Origin of the sequence: Streptomyces sp. CHD11, assembly GCF_018638295.1 — a bacterium.
Lineage (GTDB): Bacteria > Actinomycetota > Actinomycetes > Streptomycetales > Streptomycetaceae > Streptomyces.
Genome location: NZ_JABTTS010000037.1, coordinates 41,515 through 64,790, shown reverse-complemented (window position 1 = coordinate 64,790; position 23,276 = coordinate 41,515). Strand labels below are relative to the sequence as shown.

The following is a 23,276-nucleotide window of genomic DNA, read 5'->3' as shown; positions in this document are numbered from 1 at the left end:
ACCCTAGTCGAAGGCCAGGGCGTCGGTGACGCGCTCGGCGGCGCGCTCGGCCTCGGTGGCCGGGTCGGCGCCGGTGAGCACCTTCGTCATGTACTCCTTGATCGGGTTGTCCGCCTCCACCGCGCTCCACTGGGGTGTGCTGGGGGTTGCCCGGCCCTGCGCGGCTCCGGCCGCCATGGCCGCGACTCCCTCCTCCTCCGCCACCGAGTCGGCCAGACCGGCCTTGTTGGGCACGTAGTTCATGGTGCGGGCCAGTTCGGTGTTCCAGCGGGCGCCGGTGAGCGCGGCGACGACCTCGATGGCGGCGTCCGTGTCATCGGTCTTCGCGGGGACGACGAGGTCCGAACCGCCGGTGAAGACGGCACCCGGAGTGCCGGTCTTCTTGCCGGGTACGGGGAAGTACCCCAGTTCGCCCTTCAGTTGCGGGTTCTGCTGCAGGATGGCGCTGGCCAGCCCCGGTACGGCCACGATCTGTGCGACGTTTCCGTCGGCGAACACGCCTGCCTGCGGCGGGTGTTCCTCGTCGGAGTCGACGGGTCCGTCGCCGAGCTTCTGGAGCCGGCGGTAGAAGTCCATCCCGCGCAGCGCCGCCGGGCTGTCGAGTGTGCCGCTCCAGACGCCGCTGCGCTCCGTGGCGAGTTCTCCGCCTTCCTCCCAGATGAAGCCGGCGAGCGTGTACCAGTCCTGCCCGGCGAGGTAGATGCCCTGCTGGTCCCCGGTGTTGAGCTCTTCGGTGGCGGTGAGCCATTCGTCCTGGTTCTTCGGCGGTTCGGTGATGCCGGCCTCCCGGAAGAGGTCCTTGCGGTAGATGACGACGCGGTTGGCGGCGTACCAGGGGATGCCGTACTGCTGGGAGCCCCACTGGCCGGGTTCGGCGAGGCCGGGCAGCCAGTCGTCGCGGCCCCAGTCCCGCATGGACTCCAGGGTGAGGTCGACCAGCCGGTCGCCCTCCGCGTATGTGGCCACCTGGGTGTTGCCGACCTCGATGACGTCGGGGCCTTCCGATCCGCCCGTCCGCAGCGCCTGTTGCACCTTCTCGCCGATGCCGGTCCATTCCTGGATCCGGATGTCGAGTTCGATGCCCGCGTGCTCGCTCTCGAACTCCTCCGTGAAACGGTCCAGGTACTCCTGGGAGGCACTGTGCTGCATCAACCACACGGTGACCGTGCGCCGTTGCGTTTCGCTGCCGGGCATCAGACCGCACCCGCCGAGCAGGGTCGCGGATACACAGACGAGGGCGAGCAGACGGCGTCTCACGAAGGGTCCTGTTTCTGTCTGACGGACAGGGCGGGGGGCCCGACGTGGGGGGCGAGCGGTAGCTCGGGCGGGTGACCAGCATCTTGGTATGGACCAATGAGTAGGTCAAGCCGTCAGGCGAACGGTGGCGACGTCTCGCGCTCCGGGGCGCGGTAGGGCACGGTGGAGTGACGTGTGACACAGGCGGCGCCCCGTGGAGTCGGACGGCCCGCCGGGGAGAGGAGCAACAGCATGTCGGAGCACACCTACCGGGTCACGGAGATCGTCGGAACCTCGCCCGAGGGCGTCGACGCGGCCGTGCGCAACGGCATCGGGCGCGCGTCGCAGACCCTGCGCAACCTGGACTGGTTCGAGGTGACCCAGGTGCGCGGCCAGATCGAGGAGGGGCGGATCGCGCACTGGCAGGTGGGTCTGAAGGTCGGCTTCCGGCTGGAGGAGACGGACTGAGTCCGCCGGCGCTCAGGTCCGGCCCTCACGCTCCTGAGCGTCCTTCAGCGGCTTCGACGGTGTGGCCCAGCGGGCCTGGACGACGGTGAAACCGGCCCGCCGGGCGTCCTGGCAGACCAGTTCGTCGTCGTCCACGAGGACGCGGACCTCGCGGGTGCGGGCGAGGCGGCGCAGGATCGCCAGTTTGGTGTGCCGGGCCGGCCGGCGGTCGGCGTTGCCGCGCATGTGCACCTCGCCTTCCGGCAGGCCCTGGGCCCTGAGCCAGTCCAGAGTGTCGCGCCGGCAGCGCTCGGGCCGCCCGGTGAGGTAGACGATGTCGCACTCCCGCGCGCTGCGTCGCACCAGCGCCACACCTGCGGCGAGCGGCGGGTCCTGCGGGGCCGCGGCGAAGAAGCCGTCCCAGTCGCGCGGCCTGCGCTCCAGGAAGCGCTGCCGGTGCGCGGTGTCGGCGAGGGTGTTGTCGAGATCGAACACGGCCAGCGGCACCTCGTTGCGGTCGGTCACACCCTCCACCCTAATCACCGGCGGGGCGGAATCTCCCGGGCCGCCGGGTGTTGAACGAGGCATGAGTTCCGTCTTCGCCCCGGTGCGCTTCTCCGTCCTCGACCGTTCCCGCACGCGCGAGGGGCACACCGGCCCCGAGGCACTGCGCGACACCGTCGCCCTGGCGCGCGAGGCGGAGCGGCTCGGCTACCACCGGTTCTGGGTGTCCGAACACCACGGGGTGCCGGGAGTCGCCGGTTCGGCGCCGACCGTGCTGGCCGCCGCCGTCGCGGGGGCGACCCGGACGATCCGCGTCGGCACCGGCGGGGTGATGCTGCCCAACCACCGGCCGCTCGTCGTGGCCGAGCAGTTCGGGGTGCTCGAATCGCTGTTCCCGGGGCGCGTCGACATGGGTCTGGGCCGCTCGGTCGGCTTCACCGACGGGGTACGCAGGGCGCTGGGCCGCGACAGGGGCGACGCGGAGGACTTCGCCGCCCAGCTCGACGAGCTGCTCGGCTGGTTCCTGGGCACCTCCCCCACCGGGGTGCACGCCCGGCCGGCCGAAGGGCTGAGCGTGCCGCCGTTCGTGCTCGCCATGGGCGAGGGCGCCGCCGTCGCGGCCCGCGCGGGACTGCCGATGGTCATCGGTGATCTCCGTGACCGTGACCGGATGCGGCGCGGCATCGATCACTATCGCGAACGGTTCCGTCCCTCGCCGTGGGCGGACGAGCCGTACGTCGTCGTCTCCGGCACGGTCGCGGTGGCCGGCACGTCCGAGACGGCCCGGCGGCTGCTGATCCCGGAGGCCTGGTCGATGGCGCACTCCCGGACCCACGGCACCTTCCCGCCGCTGCCGCCCGCCGAACGTGTCGAGACGCTCGCCATGACCGGGAAGGAGCGGGACCTCTACCGGGCGGGGCTGGCCGGTCAGCTCGCCGGTACCGCGGAGGAGGTGGCGCGCGAACTGGAGTCGGTCCTCAGGGACACGGGCGCCCAGGAGGTCCTGGTCACCACGAGCACCTACGACCGGGAGGCGCTGCTGGACTCCTACCGGCGGCTCGCCGCTGTCGCGGGGCTCGGGGGCAGCGCGATGCGCCGGTGACGGGTCACCGGCGCATCGCGGGGAGGGGGAGCGGCTACCGCTCCCTGCCCTTCCCGGGGACGTCACGGCCCCGGCGTCCGGTGCCCTCCTCCTCGGTCATCTCCGTCTCGGCCTCGATGCGCTCCTTGCGGACCCGGCCGCGCACGGTCTCGTCCTGCGACTTCTCCTCCGTGGTCATCCGGACCCGCTCCACCGGGACCGTCTCGGTCGTCACGACGGGGCGTTCCTCATGCAGGGTGACCTCGTGCTCGGCCTCGGAGATCTCCGGGCCCTCCAGGGCGTCGCCCCGGTTGGCCTCGGTGATCGGCTCGCGCTCCACCCGTACTTCCTCGTGGCTCACGGGCACGCTCTGCTGGACCTCCTCGGTGACCACGTACTTGCGGAGCCGGGCGTGTCCGGACTCGCGCCGTTCGACGCCGACGTGCATCTGCTCCTCGGAGCGGGTCATGGCGTCGTCGCGCGGTCCGGTGCGGGTCTCGCCCCGGCGTCCCGCGGCGCCCGCGCCCTGGGTCCCGGCCATGCCCGGCTTTCCGGTACTGCCCGGCGCGCCGGCTGTCCGGGAGGCGTCGCCCCGGCGTCCGGCGGCACCCGCCGCTCCGGCCGCGCCCGCGGCACCCGCGGCACCCGCCGCCCCGGCCGTGCCCGTACCGGTCCGTCCCGTGCCGCCCGTCCGGTCGTCCTGCGCGGGGTCGGCCAGGACCGAGTCCCAGTTGATGCCGTAGTACTCGTACAGGCGTTGCTCCTCGTCCACCGAGAGGTGGCCGCCCGCATCGATGTCGACGCTGGGCGCGCCCTTGATCTTGTCCTTGGGGTAGGGGACCTCGAGGTGGTCCTTCACCAGGGCGGCGTCGCGCATGGGCACGAACGACTCGCTGGAACCGAACATGCCCGTCTTGACGGTCACCCACTCGGGGCGTCCACTCGCGTCGTCGAGGAAGACGTGCTTCGCGTCGCCGATCTTGTTGCCGTCCCCGTCGTACACGGGGTGATCCAGCAGGGTAGAGATCTCTTCGCGGGTGATCATCGTCCATCACCCTCCTTTCGGGGATCGCTCCTCTCCGGTTCTCCTGATCAGTTGACCGAAAACAGCCTCTATGTAACAAATTGCACTGAATTTTCGATAGTGCTCACTCACGGTGGCCGCGCCCGTCCCCGCCCCCGTGGGTGCCCGTCCGGTGCACCTCCCGGAGCGGGACGGCCGGCGGTTGTGCCGCTCGGGCCAGGGCGCGGCGGTCGGGGTGGCACCCCGCCGGGACGGCGGGCCGGACTTCGACCTCGGCGGTCACCCCACGGGCCGACACCACCCGCCACACCGAGGCGAGCAGGGTGTCGTCCCCGACGAAGGCGGGAGCGGTGGCCGGCCCGCCCCGCGCGTCCACGTACCGGATACGGACCGGCTGCACCGGCACTCCGGCGTCCAGTGCGGCCTGGAAGACCGCACGGCGGAATCCGCCCCCGGCCCGGCCGCACCAGGTGCTCCCCTCGGGGAACGCCGCGACCGCCGCGCCGCCGCGCAGGATCCCGGTGAGCGCGGCGACCGTGCCGGGCAGGCCACGCGGCCGGTCGCGGTCGATGAACAGCACGCCGGAGCGGGCGGCCAGCGCCCCCGCCACGGGCCAGCGCCGTATCTCGGACTTGGCCAGCATGCGGGCCGGGCGGACCGCGGCGAGCAGGGGTATGTCCAGCCACGAGATGTGGTTGGCGACGAGCAGCAGTCCGCCCGTGGGTGCGGCCGTCCCGGCGATACGGACCCGGACCCCCGCGGCCCGCACCAGCCACCGGCACCACCCGCGCACCACCCCCGCCGGGATCCGCCGGCGCAACGGCAGCAGGGCGATCCCGGCGCACAGCAGAACCCCGACCGCCGCGAGCCGCAGCACGGCCGGCGGCACGGCGGCCGCCCCCGCGCCGGGGTCCACACAACCGCGGGGGGTGCAGGGCGCGCCCGGCGGCCGGAGACTCACCGGGCGGGGACGAGGGAGAGGAAGTGCCGCAGATAGCGGGGGTCGACCCGGTCCATCGACAGCAGCACGTAGAAGTCGGCGACGCCGAAGCCGGCGTCGTGCGCGGGCTCCCCGCAGACCCGGGCGCCGAGCCGGAGGTAGCCGCGCAGCAGCGCCGGCAGCCGCGCGGGGACGGCCGGGGATGCCGTGTTCCGCGGCCGCCAGGGCAGCAGCGGGCGTACCCGGTACTCCTCGGGCGCGAGGTGCCCGGTGCGCACCCGCTCCCAGGTGGCGGAGGCGAGCGCGCCGCCGTCGGCGAGCGGCACGGAACAGCATCCGGCCAGCCAGGTGTGGCCCCGGTCGGTCATGTAGCGGGCGATACCCGCCCAGATGAGGCCGATGACCGCGCCGTCGCGGTGGTCCGGGTGCACGCAGGAGCGGCCGGCCTCGACGAGTGAGGGCCGCAGCGCGTCCAGCGCCGACAGGTCGAACTCACCCTCCGCGTACAGCCGTCCGGCGATCCCTGCGCGTTCCGGCGGCAGCAGGCGGTAGGTGCCGACGATCTGTCCGCTCGTCTCCTCACGCACGAGCAGATGGTCGCAGTACGCGTCGAAGGGATCGACGTCCAGCCCCGGCCGCGGGCCGGACAGCTGGGCGCCCAGCTCGCCCGCGAACACGTCGTGGCGCAGCCGCTGGGCGGCCCGTACGTCCTCCTCGTCACGGGCGAGGGTGACGGTGTACCGGGGAGGTGCGGTGGGCCGCGGGGGGTGGTCGACGGTCAGCACGCCGGTCATGGCTCTCTCCTGGTCACGCCGGAGCGGGAGGGGGACACCCCTGTTCTTCCGCCCCGGGTTGGCGTGTACGTGACCGCAGCCAGGAGTGCGGATGTGGAGACGCTGAATGACCGGAGCGGAAGGCGAGACGGGGCCGGAAGGAGCACCTCTCCCGGCCCCGCCCGTCCGCACCCGTCGGCGAACGGCTCACTGCAGCGGCGTCACCGCTTGCCCGCCTTGCGAGTGGCCCGCAACCACTCCTTGTTCATCCCCGTGATGGAGGTCAGCGGAATGCCCTTGGGACACGCCGTGGCACACTCACCGGCGAGCGTGCACCCCCCGAACCCCTCCTCGTCCATCTTCGCCACCATGTCCAGCACCCGCGTCTCCCGCTCGGGCGCCCCTTGCGGCAGCACGTTGAGGTGGTTCACCTTCGCGGAGGTGAACAGCATCGCCGCCCCGTTCGGGCAGGCCGCGACGCACGCGCCGCAGCCGATGCACTCGGCGTGTTCGAAGGCGAGGTCCGCGTCCGGTTTCGGCACGGGCGTGGCGTGCGCCTCCGGCGCGGAGCCCGTCGGTGCCGTGACGTAGCCGCCCGCCTGGATGATGCGGTCGAAGGCCGACCGGTCGACCACCAGGTCCTTCACCACGGGGAAGGCGGAGGCCCGCCACGGCTCGACGTCGATGGTGTCGCCGTCCCGGAAGGACCGCATGTGCAGCTGGCAGGTGGTGGTGCGCTCGGGTCCGTGGGCGTCACCGTTGATGACCAGCGAGCAGGCGCCGCAGATGCCCTCGCGGCAGTCGTGGTCGAAGGCGACCGGGTCCTCGCCCTTGAGGATGAGTTCCTCGTTGAGGGTGTCGAGCATCTCCAGGAAGGACATGTCGGGTGAGATGCCGTCCACCTCGTACGTGGACATGGCGCCGTCGGCGCCGGCGTTCTTCTGCCGCCAGACGCGCAGGTTGAGCTTCATGCGTAGCTCCGCTGAGTGGGGTGGACGTACTCGAAGGCCAGGTCTTCCCTGTGCAGGACAGGCGCCTCACCGGTGTCGGTGAACTCCCAGGCGGCGGCGTAGGAGAACTCCCCGTCCCTGCGGGCGGCCTCACCGTCCGGGGTCTGGGACTCCTCACGGAAGTGGCCGCCGCAGGACTCGGCGCGGTGCAGCGCGTCGAGGCACATCAGCTCGGCGAGCTCCAGGTAGTCGACGACGCGGTTGGCCTTCTCCAGCGACTGGTTGAACTCCTCGCCGGTACCGGGGACCTTGACGCGCCGCCAGAACTCCTCGCGGATCTGCGGGATGCGCTCCAGCGCCTTGCGCAGTCCGGAGTCGCTGCGGGCCATGCCGCAGAACTCCCACATCAGTTCGCCGACCTCGCGGTGGAAGGAGTCGGGGGTGCGGTCGCCGTCCACCGACAGGAGCCGGTCGATCCGGTCCCGGGTCCCGGCCAGCGCCTCCCGCACCGCCGGGTGTTCGTCGGTCACCGTGTCCCGGTGCGGTTGGCGGGCGAGGTAGTCGTTGACGGTGGCCGGGAGGACGAAGTAGCCGTCGGCCAGGCCCTGCATCAGCGCGGAGGCGCCGAGCCGGTTGGCGCCGTGGTCGGAGAAGTTGGCCTCACCGATCGCGAACAGGCCGGGGACGGTGGTCTGGAGGTCGTAGTCGACCCACAGGCCGCCCATCGTGTAGTGCACGGCGGGGTAGATGCGCATCGGCACCTGGTACGGGTCCTCGTCGGTGATCCGCTGGTACATGTCGAAGAGGTTGCCGTACCTGGCCTCGACGGCCCCCCGGCCCATGCGCTCGATGGCGTCGGCGAAGTCGAGGTAGACGCCCTGGCCTCCGGGGCCCACTCCCCTGCCCTCGTCGCAGACGTTCTTGGCGGCGCGGGAGGCTATGTCGCGGGGCACGAGGTTGCCGAAGGAGGGGTAGAGGCGTTCCAGGTAGTAGTCGCGCTCCTCCTCGGGGATCCTGTCCGGCGAGCGGTCGTCGCCCTTCGCCTTCGGCACCCAGATCCGGCCGTCGTTGCGCAGCGACTCGCTCATCAGGGTGAGCTTGGACTGGTGGTCGCCGGTGCGCGGAATGCAGGTCGGGTGGATCTGCGTGAAGCAGGGGTTGGCGAAGTACGCGCCGCGCCGGTGCGCCCGCCAGACGGCGGTGGCGTTGGAGTTCACCGCGTTCGTCGACAGGTAGAAGACGTTGCCGTAGCCGCCGCTGGCGAGAACCACCGCGTCCGCGAAGTACGTGTCGATCCTCCCGGTGATCAGGTCCCGGGCGACGACGCCCCGGGCCCGGCCGTCGACGACGATCAGGTCGAGCATCTCGGTGCGCGGGTGCATCTCGACGTTGCCGGCGGCGATCTGCCGGCTGAGCGCCTGGTAGGCGCCGAGGAGGAGCTGCTGGCCCGTCTGGCCGCGGGCGTAGAAGGTGCGGGAGACCTGGACGCCGCCGAAGGAGCGGGTGTCGAGCAGTCCGCCGTACTCGCGGGCGAAGGGGACGCCCTGGGCGACGCACTGGTCGATGATCTCGACCGAGATCTGGGCGAGGCGGTGGACGTTGGACTCGCGGGAGCGGAAGTCGCCGCCCTTGACGGTGTCGTAGAACAGGCGGTGGACGGAGTCGCCGTCGTTGCGGTAGTTCTTGGCCGCGTTGATGCCTCCCTGCGCGGCGATGGAGTGGGCGCGGCGCGGGGAGTCCTGGTAGCAGAACTGGACGACACGGTAACCCTGTTCGGCGAGGGTGGCGCCGGCGGAGCCGCCGGCCAGGCCGGTGCCGACGACGATGACGGTCTTGCCGCGCCGGTTGGCGGGGTTGACCAGTCCGGCCTCGAAGCGGCGCCTGTCCCAGCGCTCGTGGACCGGGCCGGCGGGGGCCTTGGTGTCGGCGACCGGTTCGCCGGTCGTGTACTCGGTGTAGGAAGTCATGGTCAGCTCACCACTCCGGTCATGACGCCCACGGGGACGGCGAGGAAGCCGGCCGTGAGCAGCAGCGCGAGGGCATTGGCGGTCGTCTTCAGGGCGCGGTCGCGGCTGCGGCTGCCGACGCCGAGGGTCTGGGCGGCGCTCCAGAAGCCGTGCCGGATGTGCAGGCCGACGGCGAGCATCGCGACGACGTAGACGGCGTTGCCGTACCAGGTGGAGAAGGTGTCCACGACGTTCTGGTAGGGCTTGCCGCTCTCGAAACCGCCGGGGTGCACGGTGCCGGTGGTCAGGTCGAGGAGGTGCCAGACGATGAACAGGGCGAGGATGACGCCGCCCCAGCGCATGGTGCGCGTCGCGTAGCTCGTCCGCGCCTTCCTGTGCACGTACTTGCCGGGGCGCGCCTTGATGTCGCGGCGGCTGAGCTGGTAGGCGGAGACGGCGTGGGCGACCACGGCGACGACGAGGACGACGCGGATCAGCCACAGCGTCCACTCGTAGTGCATGAACGGTTCGCCGACCGTGCGCAGCCAGTGGGCGTAGTGGTTGAACTCGCCGGCCCCGAAGAAGATCTTCAGGTTCCCGATCATGTGGGCGACCAGGTACAGCAGCATGATCAGGCCGCTGACCGCCATCACTGTCTTCTTGCCGACGGTCGAGTCCCACACGGTGCGTGCCATGGACGGCCGTCGGTCCGTCCGCGTTGCCAGAGCCATGCCATCAGACGCTAGGGCCGGAGGGCCCCATCGGTCCAAGACATGGTCTGCCTCGAATTGATAGAGGGAGCCTATGATGGGCCGATGCAGTTCCAACAGCTCCAGTATTTCGTGGCGGTCGCCGAGACGCGGCACTTCACCCGGGCCGCGGAGCTGGTCCATGTCGCCCAGCCGTCCCTGTCGCAGCAGATCAGGACGCTGGAGCGGGAACTGGGCGCGGATCTGTTCCGGCGGGCGCGCGGGAACATCACGCTGACCGACGCGGGCGAGGCGCTGCTGCCGCTGGCCCGGCGGATCCTGGCCGACGCGGACACGGCGCGGCACGAGGTGCAGGAGGTCGCGCAGCTGCGCGGCGGGCGGGTGCGGATGGGTGCGACGCCGAGTCTGTGCACCGGGCTGCTGCCGGATGTGCTGCGCGCGTTCCACGACCGGTATCCGGGTGTCCGGCTGCTGATCGAGGAGGGCGGCTCGCACGACCTGGTACGGGAGCTGGCGCGCGGTGCGCTGGATCTCGCCCTGGTGGTGCTGCCGCTGCCCACTCCGTCGCCGGCGCTGACCACGGTGGAGCTGCTGCGGGAGGACCTGGTGGTGGTCTCGTCACCGGATGCCACGCGGCCGGGGCGGGGACGGGAGACGGTGCGGATCGCCGATCTGGAGGGCGAGCGGCTGGTGATGTTCCGGCACGGGTACGACCTGCGCGAGCTGACGGTGGCGGCCTGCCGGGCGGAAGGGTTCGAGCCGGAGTTCGCGGTGGAGGGCGGCGAGATGGACGCGGTACTGGGGTTCGTGCGGGCGGGGCTGGGGGTGGCGGTGGTGCCTCGTATGGTGGCGGCGCGGTCGGGGCACGGGCTGCGGGTCACTCCGCTGGCCCGGCCGGGGCTGCACCGGGCCATCGCGCTGGCCCACCGCAGCGACGTGGCTCCGCCCCGGGCGGCACGGGAGCTGCAGCGGATGCTGCTGGAACGCTGAGGCGGGTGTGCGGGGAGGGCTTCTCGCCCCTGCCGCCCCTTCCCGTCCCTCACCGGGGGCTCCGCCCCCGGACGCCCGTTCGCGCAGTTCCCCGCGCCCCTGAGGGGAAGAGGGCCAGGAGGTTCCGGTGAACTCCGGGTCCATCAGTCGCGGCTCCCCCGCGATCGCCGCCCGCACCGGGTCTCTCCCCTGGCTCATCCCCGCCCGATCGCTCTCCGTCCGTTCCGGCCGCACGCCTCAGGGGCGCGGGGAACTGCGCCAGCGACCACGACGCGCCCGCGGGCGCCGTACGCCCCGAGCCGCCGGGCGGCTAGCCCGTGGCGTCCACCAGGGCCAGTTCGTGGAGGCGGTCCGGCGGGCCCGGGCGGGCGTAGTACCAGCCCTGAGCCGTGTCGCAGCCGAGGATGCGGAGCTGTTCGGCCTGGGCGCCGGTCTCGACGCCCTCCACCGTGACCGCGAGGTCGAGGCTGTGGGCCAGCGAGACGATCCCCTCGACGATCTTCAGGTCGACGGGGTCGGCCGGAAACTGCTGCATGCTCTGGGTGAAGGAGCGGTCGAGCTTGAGGACGCTCACCGGGAGGCGGCGCAGGTTGGCGAGGTTGGAGTAGCCGGTGCCGAAATCGTCCAGCGCGATGTCGACACCCATCTCGGCGAGCCGGCGCAGCGGCTTCAGCAGGTCGTCGTCGGCGCCGATCAGCGCCGATTCCGTCACTTCCAGGCACAGCGCGTCGGGGGACACGCCCGTACGCTCCAGAATGTCCACCGTGTCCTGGACCAGGCCGGGGTGGGTGAGCTGGCAGGGCGAGAGGTTGACGTTGATACGCAGGGGACCGAGCGCCTCGCCCCCGTGGCGGTCCCGCCACTCGCCGGCCTGGCGCACGGACTGCTCCAGGACCCAGCGCCCCAGCGGCACGATGAGTCCGGTGTGCTCGGCGAGCGGGATGAAACGGTCCGGGGAGAGCACGCCGTGCTGCGGATGCAGCCAGCGCACCAGCGCCTCGGCTCCCCGGACGCTGCCGTCGCCGAGGTGGACCAGGGGCTGGTACTCGATGAAGAACTCTCCCCGGTCCAGGGCGGCGGGGAGCGCCGTGGTGAGGCCGTGCCGGGTGATGGCGCGGGCGTCGGCCTCCTCGTCGGCGAGCTCGAAGCGGTTGCCGCCCGCCGACTTGGCCCGGTACATGGTGATGTCGGCGCTGCGCAGCACCTCCGCCGCGCTGCGTTCCCCCGCCGGTCCCTCGACGATGCCGATACTGCCGCGCACGGTCAGATCCCGGCCGTCGACACTGATCGGGGCGAGCAACGCGTTCATGATGCGGGCGGCGAGCTCGTCCACCGCGCGCTGGGTGTCGCGGCCGGTGGTCAGCGCCACGAACTCGTCGCCGCCGAGGCGGGCGACCATCTCGCCGGGCGCGGTGGCGCAGGCCTGGAGCCGGTCGGCGACCTCGACGAGCAGCCGGTCGCCGGCCGCGTGGCCGAGGCTGTCGTTGACGGTCTTGAAGCCGTCCAGGTCCAGGTAGCACAGGCCGAACCGCTGGCCCACGCCCGCGCCGAGCGCCTTCTCCAGGCGTTCGAAGAAGAACGTCCGGTTGGGCAGACCGGTGAGCGCGTCGTGGGTGGCCTCGTACCGCAGCCGGAGGTTGAGCAGCCGGCGCTCGGTGGTGTCCTCCATGAGGGCGAGCTGGTACTGGGGTTCGCCGTCGGCGTCACGCAGCAGCGACACCGTCAGATTGGTCCACAGGACCGTTCCGTCAGGGCGGTAGAAGGCCTTCTCGAGGTGGTAGTGCTCGCGCTCGCCGCTCACCAGCTCCTCGTAGAGCCGCCAGGTCTGCGGGGCGTCGTCGGGGTGCACCCATTCCCTGACCTTGCGGCCGCGCAGGCCCTGCTCGGACAGGCCGAACATGCGCCGCAGCGCGCCGTTGACCTGGAGGATGTTGCCCTCGAGGTCGGCGATGCCGATGCCTATGGCGGCGCCCTCGAAGACCGCGCGGAAGCGGGCCTCGGTGGCGTGCAGCGCCTGCGCCACCACGCCCTGGGCCTTCAGCGCGGCCTGCGCGATGGCCTCCTGCTCCGCCAGCGTCCGCTCGCGCAGGGCCTGCGCGTACCCGGCGGCCATGGCGTGCTGGAGCCTGGCGCTGCGGGCCCTGAGGTCCTCGCGGTCGCCGTCCTCGCCGCAGTACAGGACGAGATAGGCGTCCACGCAGTCCAGGGTCCGGCTGAGCGCCTCCGGGTCGGTGCAGTGCTCCTCCACCAGGGCGGCGCCGGCCGCCCTGCCCGCGTCCGCGTCGAACGCCCTCGCCCGCAGTGCCTCGCTCAGCCGGCGGGCCAGCGGCAGCAGACGCGCCTCGAACTCCGGGCGGGTCGACAAGGTCGAGGTCACCGGGAAGACCGCCCGGCTCCAGATCGTCGCGAACCGGCGCAGTCTGTCCTCCGGGCCGTCCGGCTCCGCGCTCACGCCGTACGCCCCACGCCCGCGAAACCGGAGAAGGCGTAGGGATCCTCGTCCTCCGGTGCGGTGTCCGGCCGCCACTGCGGCATCGGCACCAGTCCGGGTTCCACCATGTCGTACCCCTCGAAGAACCGCGCGATCTCGTCACGCGTGCGCATGATCAACGGGTTGCGGATGTTCTGGTACACGTCCACCGCGCCACCGGCCCGCTCCGGCGGCAGCGGGACTCCGTCGTACGAGGCGTGGGTGAGCACGAGCATGCTGCCGGGCGCGAGCGCCTCGCGCAGTTCGGTCACCGCCGCATACGGGTTGTCCGTGTCTTCCACGAAATGCAGTATGGCAACGAGAAGGAGCGCCACTGGCCGGTTCAGGTCGATCAGCCGCGACACTTCGGGGCTGTTCAGGATCTCCCACGGCTTGCGGAGATCCGCGGCGAGGATGTCCGCGCCGTCGTTCCCCTCGAGCACCGCCTGGCTGTGCGCCACGGCCACCGGGTCGTGGTCGACGTACATCACGCGCGCGTCCGGGTCGGCCTCCTGGGCCACTTCGTGGACGTTGCCGAAGGTCGGGATGCCGGAGCCGATGTCCAGGAACTGGGTGATGCCCTCGGCTGCGGCGAAACGCACGGCCCGCCGCATGAACGCCCGGTTGGCCTGCATGATCTTGGGCAGTCCCGGCATGAACTCCATGGCTCTGCGGGCCGCTTGCCGGTCGACCTCGAAGTTGTGCGAACCGCCCAGGTAGTAGTCGTACATCCGGGACACGCTGGGCACCGTGACATCGATGCTCCGGGGGGCCCAGGCGGGACGCTCCATCTATCTCTCCAAGACGTAGGCGATCCGGTGTTCGAGCAGAGGTTACTGATCGCCCGCCAAGGGAGCGACCCCAAACGGAAATTGACCATCCGTTCCCGGTCACTGCCAGTGGCACGTGCCGAATCACCTTGGCCCCGTGTGTGACGAAAAGTGTCCGCGGCATTCCGGAGAGTTCCGACACGCCAGGAAGTACGCGGGAAACAGCGCCGGCTATTCCATGGGTTCAGGTGAATCACTGCAAAACGGTCCGCCCCTCCGCGGGCTGCGGAGGGGCGGACACCCGGCCGGCGTCATCCGGAGTGGACGACACCCTGGGGAGGTTGTTACTTCTCCGGGGCGCCGACCGGCTCTCCGTCGGGGCGTACGGCGTACCAGGTGCCGCCGACTCCCTGACCGTTGGTGTCGCCGGCGGCCTCGTCACCGGCGAAGGTGTAGATGGGCCAGCAGTTGATCGTCTGCTGGGCGGCGCCGTCCGGACGGGTGAAGACCATGTAGTTCTTCTTCTGGATGCCCTTGGTGTCCTCGAAGTCGACCGGCGCCACCACCGGCCACTTCTTCAGGCAGTCGCCGGTGCACGCCGACACGGGCTTCGGCCAGGCCTCGTCCTTCATGAAGCGGTAGACCGTCCTGCCGTTCTTGTCGACCACGATCTCGCCGAGTTCGGGGTCCTGCCGGGTCGACAGACCGGCCTCCACGGCCGCCTGCGCCTTCTTGCCCTCGGGGGTCAGCGCGAACCACTTGCCACCCACGCCCTGGCCCTTGACGTCACCGGCGTTGACGTCCTTGACGTAGCGGTAGGCGGGCCAGCCGCCGATGGTGAGCTGCTTGGTGCCGTCGGGCCGGGCGACCTCACCGAGCAGTGCCTTGTCGATCCCCTCGCCGGCCGAGGCGTCGTCGGCGGGCACCGGGGGCCAGGTCTTGGCGCAGTCGCCCTCGCAGTTGGTCGCGGGCGGCTCGGCGGTGTCCTGGTCGAAGCGGTACAGGGTCAGACCGAGGTTGTCGGTCACCACCTTGCCCAGTTCGGCGTTGGTGGAGACGTTCAGTTCGCCCGCGGTGTTGGCGGGGGTCGCGGAGGCCTGTGCGCCGCCGGCCTTGTCGCCACCGCTGCCGGCGTTGCCGTAGTCCCCCGCCGCAGCCGTGGCACCCACGTTCTGGCTGACGGGGGGCGGCGCGGCTTCCTGACCGCACGCGGTGGTCAGAGCAAGCACCGCCGCGGCGCTTGCCACCAGTGAGGCGGTCCGCCAGGAGGTTTTCATCGTCAACTCCACATCATCGCCAGGGTCCCGCAGCGCCCGCAGTGCCGCCGCTCGACGATGGGTACGCACGGAGGCACGCCTTGTGTTCAACCGTGGCCCGGTTTTCTTGTTTTAACTCCTTCGGGGCAATCACCGGGCTCCCGCGCGTGACCGGACGGTTCACGACTCATGATCCTCGTCGTGCACCCATTCGTACCGATCCGATCCGGCGTCGCCGCCCGGGCGTTGGCCGCGACGACGCTGCTCTGGGCACTGGCCGGCGCGCCCGGCGCGGCGGTGGCCGACGCCTGCGCGTACGCGTCGACGGGACCGGGCGGCACGGAGGCGGTGGCGGTCGCGGGAAGCGTCACCTGGACTGATCCCCCGCCCTGCCTGCCGCCTCCCCCGTCCCCCGAGCCGCCGCCCACGCCTTCTCCGACACCACCGCCCCCGCCCGAGCCCACACCGCCCCCGCCTCCCCCACCGCGCCCCAGCCCGCCCCCGGAACCGGACCCCGAGCCGCCGCCCAGGGCCCGTCCGGCGCCCCCGCCGGCCCGCCCGGAACCCACACCGCCACCGGAACCCACACCGCCGCCGCGCCCGCCGGTCCGGCCCGCGCCGCCTCCGCCGCCGGCCCCTGCGCCGTCGGTCACACCGGCGCCGCGGCCGTCCGCGACTCCCGTGCACTACCCGGCGTACCGCGCGGCGACCCCGGACCGGAAGCCTGCCGGCGGCGCCACGTCGCCGCTGACCTTCGTTCTGCTCATCACGACGCCCGCCGTGGTCGCCATCGCCGCGCTGCGTCCGCGCTGAGGCCCGACCCGTCCCGACTCCTTCTGGAGGAATCTCTTGCCGGAATGGCTTGTTCTCACCCTCGCGATGCTCGCCGCGTGTGTCGTCGTGGTGGTCATCACCCTTCTGCGGCACCGCAGGGCGGCCGATGACGAGGACACCAGCGAGACCCCCGACGTCATCGAGTACATGACAATGTGGATCGGTGTGGTGTACGCGATCGTCCTGGGCCTCGCGATCGCGGGCGTCTGGGAGGGGCGCAGCGCCGCCGAGGAGCACGTACGGGCGGAGGCGGTGGCGCTGCACGAGGTCACCGAGCGGGTCCGGGTCTACCCGGCGGAAGTACGCGACCGGATCCGGGACGATGTCAACGCCTATGTCGGACACGTCGTCACCGCCGAGTGGCGGGCCATGGCCGACGACGGCGAGGTCACCGGGCGCGGCACGGAGCTGCTCGACCGGCTCCGCCAGGACGTCACCGACTACGAGCCGCGGACGGACTTCGAGGCGCAGGCCTACCAGCCGCTGGTGGACCAGGTGGCCGCCGCCGACGAGGCGCGCAGCGCGCGGGCCGAGTCGACCGGGGAGACCATGCCGGGCGTGGTGTGGTTCGGGCTGATCGCGGGGGCTGTCATCACCATCGGGATGATCTTCGCGCTGCAGATCCGGCGCACCGCCCGGGAGATGGTCCTCGCGGGACTGTTCTCCGCACTGATCGCCTTTCTGCTCTTCCTCATCTGGGACTTCGACTCGCCGTACAGCCGTGGTCTCGCGGCGTCCGCGGACCCGTTCCTGAGGTTCTTCCCGCACCTGGACGGCTAGGGCCTTTCGTTCGGATCAGGCCGGCCGTGAGACACGGTGCATCTCCAGCCCGCGACACCGGGATGATCCGAACGAAGGGCCCTGGTAGTGCTTCGCCCCGGATCCCATGGGATCCGGGGCGCGGCCTTTCGAGCGGGTGCGGAACGGGAGCCGAGGGGGACAGGGGCTCAGATCCGCTTCTCGGCGCGGCGGCGCATCCAGAAGACGCCGCCGCCGGCGACCGCGGCGGCCACCAGCGCGCCGCCGATCGCCATGTCGGTGGGCGTGGCGCCGCTGGTGCTGCTGCCGCCGATACCGCCGCGGACGCCGCCGATGACGGTGAACGCGGCCGGGCGGGTCAGGCTTCTGCCGGAGCAGTGGACCGTGATGTCGTAGGAACCGGCGCGGGCGTCGTCGTCGACGGTGGCGGTGCCCTTGGAGGTGTTGTTGGCACCGTTGACGGGCGTCAGATTGGTCCGCTGGAAGGCGTTGGAGGTCGCCGTGCCGCCGTTGGGGCAGCCGTCGACCGTGATGGTCAGCTGGCCGCCGCGGGCGATGACGCTGGGCAGGGCGACGATGTTGGACGGGTTGGGAACCCGGCCGGAGTCCGCGACGGCCGCCGGGGCGGCGACCCCGAGGACGGCGACCGCGGCTCCGGCGACCGCCAGGGCACGTGAGTTGCGCATGTGATCCTCCGCGGAAGACGCCCCGGGTCCCGTCCCCGGTCCGATCGGCGAGAAAGCGTCTCCCAGAAAGACCCTCAGTTGCCCTGCGCCGCCCCGCATTTCGACGCTGGTCCGTACTGGTGATCACGGTCCCTGGCGGACCACCGTGCGAGGGATATCGCCGCAGGTCACGGACCGTCAGAAGATCTTCGTCGGAACTGCCCCGGATGGCGCACCCGGCCCCGGTCCGGGCCACCCGTTCGCCGCCGCCCCGTCGCCGGTTGCGCGCGCGCCGCCTAGCGTTCCGATCATGCGCGAGTGGTACGGCGACGGCCGTGTCGAGAGGGGAAGGCGAATGTCTGCTTTCGAGCCGGACGAAGCCGAATGGGAGGCGCGGCCGAGGAGGCGCGCCCCGTGGGGCGTGATAGCGCTGGTGCTGCTGACCGGCCTCGCCCTCATCCGGAACGGCTCGGGGGAATTCGACGTGGGTCCGCCCCAGCCGGCCGGCGCCGCCGCCGCCGGCAGCCGGACCCCCGGCATCGTGGCCGACGCGGTGCCGCCGCTGCCGTACGCGGTACCGGAACGGGTGCGGATCCCGGCGATCCAGGTGGACGCGCCGGTGCTGCCGGTGGGTCTGGACGCCGAGGGCTGGGTGGACGCGCCGCCGCCCCAGGACCCGAATCTGGCGGGCTGGTTCACCGGCGCGGTCTCACCGGGCGAGAAGGGCACGGCGGTCGTCGTCGGCCATGTCGACAACGCGCAGGGTCCGGCGGTGTTCTACGGGCTCGGGGCGCTGAAGAAGGGCAACCGCGTCGAGATCGCGCGGGGCGACGGGAAGACGGCCGTGTTCGAGATCTACGGCATCGAGGTCTTCGCGAAGAACGACTTCCCCGGCGACCGGGTCTACGCCTCCAAGGGGACCGCGGAGCTGCGGGTCATCACCTGCGGCGGTGGCTTCACCCAGCGAGACGGTTACGACGGGAACGTCGTCGCCTTCGCCCGCCTGGCCGAGGTCCGCTGAGCGGGCCCCGTCCGGGCGGGCGGGGGCCGCTCAGGCGTAGTGCCGGCGGGGCACGGTGACGTGGTAGCCGGAGTCCAGCAGTTCGGGCAGGTAGGCGCGCAGGGCCCGCACGCTCTGCGAGCGGTCGCCCCCCGCGTCGTGCGAGAGCACCACGACGCCGGGGGCGGCACCGTCCTCCACCCGGTCGACGATGGTGGCGGTGCCCGGCGTGGTCCAGTCGAGGGTGTCGACCGTCCAGGCCATGGGCTCCATGCCCAGTTCGGCACCGAGCTGGAAGGCGGCACGGTTCCAGGCGCCGTAGGGGGCGCGGAACCATTCGGGGCGTTCGCCGTAGGCCTTCTCGACGATGTCGCAGGTGCGTTCCATCTCGGAGCGGATCCGGCGGCGGCTGAGCCGGGTGAGCAGGGGGTGGGTCCAGGTGTGGTTGCCGACCACATGACCCTCGTCCGCCATCCGGGCCAGCAGGTCCCGATTCCCGGTGGCCATCTCGCCGCAGACGAAGAACATCGCGCGCACGTCGTAGCGGGCCAGTGTGTCCAGGATGTGCGGGGTGTAGCGGGGGTCGGGCCCGTCGTCGAAGGTCAGCACCATCGTGCGACCGCGCCCGTCCACCCGCAGCAGCGGTTCCTCGCGCACCGGTGTCGTGCCGGTGGCGCGCGGCGGTCCGTAGCCGGTCAGCGGCCGCAGGCGGTACGCGGAGGGCAGGAGCGGTCTGCTGGCGGCCTGGGCGCCGGCGGCGGGCGGCGCTGAGGGCGCGGCCCGGTTCCCGGTGGCCGGCGAGAGTGCCGCGGCGACACCCGCAGCCCCCAGGGTGGCGGCGCCGGTGAGCAGGGCCCGGCGCCGGGTGAGCAACTGATCCTTCTGCATGACTCATCAGTCGCCCCGCGGAGGGCCGACGCACCTCAGCGACACCGGTGCGGCGGCATGATTCCACCCGGTCGGCGGAGTGCGGGCGGGGGATCCTCCCGGCCGCCCGGCGGCCGGGACGACGTGGTCCGGTGCCCTCGCCGACGTGACGGCACAGCGGTCCGGTGGGTTCGAACGGGGTACGGACGGCCCGCAGGTGATCGTGGCGGGTGTGGACGGCTCCGACTCGTCGCTGCGCGCGGCGGCCTACGTCTCCGGCCCGGCCCGGCGGCAGGGTGCGCTGCTCGCCGTCGTGTACGTACAGCCGGTCCTGGCGGCGGGTGCGGCGCTCGGCGCGCCGGTGGCCGGCACGACCGACGAGAGCGCCGGGGACCTGGCGGCACGGATCCGGGAGGCGATGGACCGGATGAGGGGAGTCCACGACATCCGCTGGGCGTTCCACAGCTTCCGCGGCGACCCCTTCAACGGCCTGTGAAGGCGGCGGACGACCTGACGGCGGACGCGGTGGTGGTCGGCGCCTCCGGGCAGGCCGGTCACCGGTTCATCGGATCGGTCGCCATACGGCGGTGAAGGCCGGGCGCCGGCCGGTGACGGTGGTGCCGTAGCCCGCCGGCCGGGGCTCGCCGCGCGCGGTGACGGGTCCTCACTCCCCCATCACGAGCCCGTCCTGTGCCGCGCCCCTGCTCAGCACGATGTCGCGGATCCGGTCGCGCACCGACAGCACCTCGGCGCCCCGGGCGAGCGCCTGGTTGAGGTTGACGGTGCGTCCGGCGTCCACGTCGAAGAGCTGCGGGACGAACTCGGCGCGGGTCACCTCCCAGCGTCCGCCGGGACGCCGCGGCGGGGCGAAGGTGAAGCGGCCCAGGGTGGACTGGTTGCCGCGCGGGTCCTGGACGCCGTCGTGGTTGGTCATCTCACCGGCGATCTGGTCTCCCATGCCGTAGATCACCCAGGTGCCGTTGACCTTCTCGTACGCCTGCGGGACGTGGGCGTGGGTACCGAGGATCAGGTCGATGTCGGGGCGGCCGCCGGTTGTCGAGGCGGTGAGCGAGCGGGCCAGGCCGAGTTGCGACTCGTCCGGGGCGTCCTGCCATTCGGTGCCCCAGTGCAGGGAGACCACGACGACGTCGGCCCCGGCCCCGCGGGCAGCCCGCGCGTCGTCGGCGATCCGCGCCTCGTCGACGAGGTTCACCGCCCAGGGCCGGTCGGGGGGCAGCGGGAGGCCGTTGGTGTCGTAGGTGTAGGCGAGATGGGCGACGCGCGCCGCGCCCGCGCGCAGCACGGTCGCCGTGCGGGCCTCCCGTTCGTCGCGTGCGGAGCCGGCGTGTCGTACGCCGGCCCGGTCGAGGGCGTCGAGGGTGCGGCGGATGCCTTCCGTGCCGTCGTCGAGGGTGTGGTTGGAAGCGGTGGAGCAGCCGTCGTAGCCGGTGGCGGCGAGGCCCTGGGCGACCTCGGGCGGGGACCGGAAGAGGGGGTAGCCGGCGTAGTCGCCGTCGGCGCCGTACACGGTCTCCATGTGGCACAGCGCCAGGTCCGCCGGTGCGACGACGGAGCGGATGCCGGAGAGCATCGGCCGGAAGTCGTAGCCGGTGCCGCCGGCGTCGTGGCGGGCGCGTTCGATGATCGAGCTGTGGGGCAGCACATCGCCGGAGGCGACGAGGGTGAAGCCACGGTGCTTCGTCGCGGAGGGGGCCGGATGCCCCGGTTCCGGTGGCTGGTGGCCGCGGGCCTGGCAGGCGGCGCCCGCGGCGAGGACGACGGTCAGGACGATGGCCAGCTGCCGACTGCGTGCGATCATCACTTCACCCCGCTGTAGTCGCATTAATGGATAAACAGGTAAGAAGCCTCATCTCTCCGCCGACTGTTCCGACACGCCTTTTAGCCCGTCCGGCGTGCGTGAACGACCGCCTCGACCGTTCGTCGAACCGTTCGCCGACGCGATCGACCGTCCGCCGCACGCTCCTGTGCACGCCCTGTCCCCGGGGAGCGCCGTACGTTGCCATACGGCCATGACGGCCGGAATCACACTCACGAACGGGACGACCGCCGAGCACGAGCTCGCCGCACTGCAGCGCGAGCACGGCCGGCCTCTCTTCGCGCTGCTGCTCCGGCTCTGCGACGGGGACCGGCAGCGCGCGGAGGATCTGGTGCAGGAGACGTTGGTGCGCGCCTGGCAGCACCCCGAGGCCCTGCGCGCCGAGAACTTCGACTCCGTAAGGCCCTGGCTGCTGACCGTGGGACGGAGGCTCGCGATCGACGCGCGCCGGGCCCGGCAGGCCCGTCCGCCCGAGGTCGGGGACGCCCTGCTGGAGAACGCGCGGGTGATCTCCGACCACGCCGAGCGGGCCGTGGCGACGCTCGATGTCCGCGAGGCTGTGAAGACTCTCACCCCTGAGCACCGTGAAGTCCTGGTGCTCGTGTACTTCCAGGGGGCGAGTGTGGCGGAAGCCGCGACGGCCCTCGGCATCCCGCCCGGTACCGTGAAGTCCCGCGCGTACTACGCACTGCGTGCCCTGCGCCGGGTGCTTCCCGGATACGCCTCCGACATGCGGTGAAACCGACTGCCGGGTCAAGCCTTCGTAAAGCGCCTTGCCGACGACCCCGGTTGAGTAATCGGCTGTCCTCATCCGTGTTCCGGACCGGGGGCCCGGGTCGGGCGACGCGCACGTACCGGAGGAAGGCAGGAAGGGATGCTGCACAGAGGTCGAGAGAACACGGACGGCGCCGGCGACGGTGAACTGGCTGTCCCCATGGCCTGGTTGTACGCCGAGTACATCGCCGACGAACTGCTGCGCAGCGGCGATCTCATGCCGCCGACGTCCTTCGAGTTCCGGGCCGGACGGGACGCGCTGGCGCTGACCGTCTTCCTGTCCGACACCGACGGCGAACTGTCCGGCATCCGGGTGATCACCCAGATGGAGACCTGGCTGTCGCTGACCGCCTACGACCAGCCGTGGCAGGAATGGGTGCAGGGCCGTCTGGCCGACCTGGCCGCGGACGCCGCCGCCTCCGGCCGGAACGCTCCCGACCCGGACCTGGAGCTGGCCCGGGAGGCCTGGCGCTGGCTGCGCGAGACGGAGCTGCTGGCGCCGGATCTGAACGCGGTACCGGGGGGCGCCGCCGGGAGCGGCGAGGACGAGGGTCCCAAGGTCTGGACGCCCGCCTGGCAGCTCGGGCTGCCGCTCGGCCACCTCGCCATCCACCTCTTCTAGCCTCCTCGGAGATCCGACCAATCCGCGGGCCGGAGGGCTCCGAATCCTTTGGTTACGATTCGGCACGCGGCTTGAGTGATTCGGCCGACTGGTGCGTACCGGTGGGAGCAAGGAGTAACCCCACCCGCACCCAAAGGCACGAGGATTCGGCATGAGGTCCCTGGAGAGGCATCGCGACGTCGGCGCCTACGCGCTCGGCGTGCTGGACGAGGCGGAGGCGTTCCGCTTCGAGGACCACCTCATGGAGTGCCCCAGCTGCGCTGTCCAGGTGACCGAATTCGGCGCTGCGACACGTCAGTTGATGCTGTACCGGAGCGCCACTCCACGCCCCGTGCACCCACTGGCCAAGCCCGGTCCGAGGATGCTGGACCGGCTGCTGTCGGAGGTCAAGGCCCGCAGTCGCACCGGGCGTCGCCGGCTGCTCCTCGCCCTGGCGGCCTCCGTGGTGATCGCGGTGACGGCGCCGTTGGCCGCGGTGACGGCGCGGGGCGGTGGTGCGGCCCCCGTGAGTATCGCGGCCACCGACGAACTGTCCGGGGTGTGGGCCGAGGTGACGACGGCGGACGAGGCCTGGGGCAGCCGGATGGAGCTGAAGGTCAAGGACGGCGCGGGGCCCCGTGCCTGCCGGCTGGTGGTGATCGGCCGGGACGGCTCCGAGGAGACGGTGACCAGTTGGACCGTGCCCCGCCATGACGCCCGCCCCAACACGATGCTCAGCGGCTCCGCCATGCATGCCGACGAGATCGCCCGCTACGAGGTGCGGACGGCGGAAGGCGAGCACCTGGTGACGCTGGACACCGCGGGCACCGGGTGACACCCCG

At 72.0% G+C, this 23,276-nt stretch carries 23 protein-coding genes and 1 pseudogene; 10 read left to right on the top strand and 14 right to left on the bottom strand.

The window, feature by feature from the left end; all coding sequences use genetic code 11:
- Nucleotides 1–3 precede the first annotated feature (3 nt).
- On the bottom strand, nucleotides 4–1,257 hold the full coding sequence (locus tag HTV45_RS29815) for an extracellular solute-binding protein (protein WP_215209012.1): 1,254 nt from the start codon (nucleotides 1,255–1,257) through the stop codon (nucleotides 4–6).
- 231 nt (nucleotides 1,258–1,488) lie between these two features.
- On the opposite strand from HTV45_RS29815, the gene HTV45_RS29810 reads away from it, so the two are divergent.
- Nucleotides 1,489–1,704, top strand: coding sequence for a dodecin (locus HTV45_RS29810; protein WP_103544402.1), 216 nt, complete (start codon nucleotides 1,489–1,491; stop codon nucleotides 1,702–1,704).
- A 12-nt stretch (nucleotides 1,705–1,716) separates the two neighbouring features.
- Here the strand turns inward: HTV45_RS29810 and HTV45_RS29805 are convergent, their stop codons facing one another.
- Nucleotides 1,717–2,208, bottom strand: coding sequence for a hypothetical protein (locus tag HTV45_RS29805; protein WP_215209011.1), 492 nt, complete (start codon nucleotides 2,206–2,208; stop codon nucleotides 1,717–1,719).
- 61 nt (nucleotides 2,209–2,269) lie between these two features.
- On the opposite strand from HTV45_RS29805, the gene HTV45_RS29800 reads away from it, so the two are divergent.
- On the top strand, nucleotides 2,270–3,289 hold the full coding sequence (locus HTV45_RS29800; RefSeq protein WP_215209010.1) for an LLM class flavin-dependent oxidoreductase: 1,020 nt from the start codon (nucleotides 2,270–2,272) through the stop codon (nucleotides 3,287–3,289).
- Nucleotides 3,290–3,323: 34 nt separating this feature from the next.
- Here the strand turns inward: HTV45_RS29800 and HTV45_RS29795 are convergent, their stop codons facing one another.
- The 6 genes from HTV45_RS29795 to HTV45_RS29770 form a co-directional block, all read right to left on the bottom strand.
- On the bottom strand, nucleotides 3,324–4,313 hold the full coding sequence (locus HTV45_RS29795) for a PRC and DUF2382 domain-containing protein (protein ID WP_215209009.1): 990 nt from the start codon (nucleotides 4,311–4,313) through the stop codon (nucleotides 3,324–3,326).
- A gap of 103 nt (nucleotides 4,314–4,416) precedes the next feature.
- Nucleotides 4,417–5,253 (bottom strand): 1-acyl-sn-glycerol-3-phosphate acyltransferase, encoded by an 837-nt coding sequence (locus HTV45_RS29790; RefSeq protein WP_215209008.1) that lies wholly within the window; start codon nucleotides 5,251–5,253, stop codon nucleotides 4,417–4,419.
- The gene (locus HTV45_RS29785) at nucleotides 5,250–6,026 is read right to left on the bottom strand and encodes a GNAT family N-acetyltransferase (protein ID WP_215209007.1); all 777 of its coding nucleotides are present in this window, start codon (nucleotides 6,024–6,026) and stop codon (nucleotides 5,250–5,252) included. The genes HTV45_RS29790 and HTV45_RS29785 overlap by 4 nt, the downstream gene beginning before the upstream one ends.
- A gap of 200 nt (nucleotides 6,027–6,226) precedes the next feature.
- Nucleotides 6,227–6,976, bottom strand: coding sequence for a succinate dehydrogenase/fumarate reductase iron-sulfur subunit (locus tag HTV45_RS29780; RefSeq protein WP_215209006.1), 750 nt, complete (start codon nucleotides 6,974–6,976; stop codon nucleotides 6,227–6,229).
- Nucleotides 6,973–8,922: a fumarate reductase/succinate dehydrogenase flavoprotein subunit gene (locus HTV45_RS29775; RefSeq protein WP_215209005.1), complete on the bottom strand. Its 1,950-nt coding sequence runs from the start codon at nucleotides 8,920–8,922 to the stop codon at nucleotides 6,973–6,975. Before HTV45_RS29775 ends, HTV45_RS29780 begins: the two co-directional genes overlap by 4 nt.
- A 2-nt stretch (nucleotides 8,923–8,924) precedes the next feature.
- Complete coding sequence (locus HTV45_RS29770) at nucleotides 8,925–9,596, bottom strand: succinate dehydrogenase (protein ID WP_215209004.1); 672 nt, start codon at nucleotides 9,594–9,596, stop codon at nucleotides 8,925–8,927.
- 120 nt (nucleotides 9,597–9,716) lie between these two features.
- On the opposite strand from HTV45_RS29770, the gene HTV45_RS29765 reads away from it, so the two are divergent.
- Nucleotides 9,717–10,601 carry a LysR family transcriptional regulator gene (locus HTV45_RS29765; protein ID WP_215209003.1) on the top strand — a complete coding sequence of 295 codons (885 nt, stop codon included), beginning with the start codon at nucleotides 9,717–9,719 and terminating at the stop codon, nucleotides 10,599–10,601.
- Nucleotides 10,602–10,911: 310 nt separating this feature from the next.
- Here HTV45_RS29765 and HTV45_RS29760 read toward each other — a convergent pair whose 3' ends face one another.
- The 3 genes from HTV45_RS29760 to HTV45_RS29750 all read right to left on the bottom strand — a co-directional run bounded on the left by HTV45_RS29760 (nucleotide 10,912) and on the right by HTV45_RS29750 (nucleotide 15,118).
- Complete coding sequence (locus HTV45_RS29760) at nucleotides 10,912–13,053, bottom strand: bifunctional diguanylate cyclase/phosphodiesterase (protein ID WP_215209002.1); 2,142 nt, start codon at nucleotides 13,051–13,053, stop codon at nucleotides 10,912–10,914.
- The gene (locus HTV45_RS29755; protein ID WP_215209001.1) at nucleotides 13,050–13,862 is read right to left on the bottom strand and encodes an SAM-dependent methyltransferase; all 813 of its coding nucleotides are present in this window, start codon (nucleotides 13,860–13,862) and stop codon (nucleotides 13,050–13,052) included. The genes HTV45_RS29760 and HTV45_RS29755 overlap by 4 nt, the downstream gene beginning before the upstream one ends.
- Before the next feature lie 323 nt (nucleotides 13,863–14,185).
- Nucleotides 14,186–15,118, bottom strand: coding sequence for an SCO0930 family lipoprotein (locus tag HTV45_RS29750; protein ID WP_215209000.1), 933 nt, complete (start codon nucleotides 15,116–15,118; stop codon nucleotides 14,186–14,188).
- Between the two features lie 660 nt (nucleotides 15,119–15,778).
- Between HTV45_RS29750 and HTV45_RS34930 the strand changes: the two genes are divergently transcribed.
- Nucleotides 15,779–15,910, top strand: a complete 132-nt coding sequence (locus HTV45_RS34930) for a hypothetical protein (protein ID WP_285899704.1) — start codon at nucleotides 15,779–15,781, stop codon at nucleotides 15,908–15,910.
- Between the two features lie 36 nt (nucleotides 15,911–15,946).
- A complete protein-coding gene (locus HTV45_RS29745) occupies nucleotides 15,947–16,711 on the top strand; it encodes a DUF4239 domain-containing protein (RefSeq protein WP_215208999.1) in 765 nt (254 codons plus the stop codon).
- Between the two features lie 167 nt (nucleotides 16,712–16,878).
- Here HTV45_RS29745 and HTV45_RS29740 read toward each other — a convergent pair whose 3' ends face one another.
- Nucleotides 16,879–17,376, bottom strand: a complete 498-nt coding sequence (locus tag HTV45_RS29740) for a hypothetical protein (RefSeq protein WP_215208998.1) — start codon at nucleotides 17,374–17,376, stop codon at nucleotides 16,879–16,881.
- Between the two features lie 334 nt (nucleotides 17,377–17,710).
- Between HTV45_RS29740 and HTV45_RS29735 the strand changes: the two genes are divergently transcribed.
- On the top strand, nucleotides 17,711–18,376 hold the full coding sequence (locus HTV45_RS29735; RefSeq protein ID WP_215208997.1) for a class F sortase: 666 nt from the start codon (nucleotides 17,711–17,713) through the stop codon (nucleotides 18,374–18,376).
- Between the two features lie 30 nt (nucleotides 18,377–18,406).
- Here HTV45_RS29735 and HTV45_RS29730 read toward each other — a convergent pair whose 3' ends face one another.
- On the bottom strand, nucleotides 18,407–19,243 hold the full coding sequence (locus HTV45_RS29730) for a polysaccharide deacetylase family protein (protein WP_215208996.1): 837 nt from the start codon (nucleotides 19,241–19,243) through the stop codon (nucleotides 18,407–18,409).
- 145 nt (nucleotides 19,244–19,388) lie between these two features.
- Between HTV45_RS29730 and HTV45_RS29725 the strand changes: the two are divergent.
- Nucleotides 19,389–19,848 (top strand): annotated as a pseudogene (locus HTV45_RS29725) (universal stress protein).
- Nucleotides 19,849–19,886: 38 nt separating this feature from the next.
- On the opposite strand, the gene HTV45_RS29720 reads toward HTV45_RS29725, so the two are convergent.
- Entirely contained in the window at nucleotides 19,887–21,041 is a 1,155-nt protein-coding gene (locus HTV45_RS29720) for a CapA family protein (RefSeq protein WP_215208995.1), read from the bottom strand.
- A gap of 211 nt (nucleotides 21,042–21,252) precedes the next feature.
- On the opposite strand from HTV45_RS29720, the gene HTV45_RS29715 reads away from it, so the two are divergent.
- The 3 genes from HTV45_RS29715 to HTV45_RS29705 all read left to right on the top strand — a co-directional run bounded on the left by HTV45_RS29715 (nucleotide 21,253) and on the right by HTV45_RS29705 (nucleotide 23,269).
- A complete protein-coding gene (locus HTV45_RS29715) occupies nucleotides 21,253–21,798 on the top strand; it encodes a sigma-70 family RNA polymerase sigma factor (protein WP_215208994.1) in 546 nt (181 codons plus the stop codon).
- Between the two features lie 135 nt (nucleotides 21,799–21,933).
- Nucleotides 21,934–22,455: a hypothetical protein gene (locus tag HTV45_RS29710; RefSeq protein WP_215208993.1), complete on the top strand. Its 522-nt coding sequence runs from the start codon at nucleotides 21,934–21,936 to the stop codon at nucleotides 22,453–22,455.
- Between the two features lie 151 nt (nucleotides 22,456–22,606).
- Nucleotides 22,607–23,269, top strand: a complete 663-nt coding sequence (locus tag HTV45_RS29705) for a zf-HC2 domain-containing protein (protein ID WP_215208992.1) — start codon at nucleotides 22,607–22,609, stop codon at nucleotides 23,267–23,269.
- The last annotated feature ends 7 nt before the right edge of the window (nucleotides 23,270–23,276 follow it).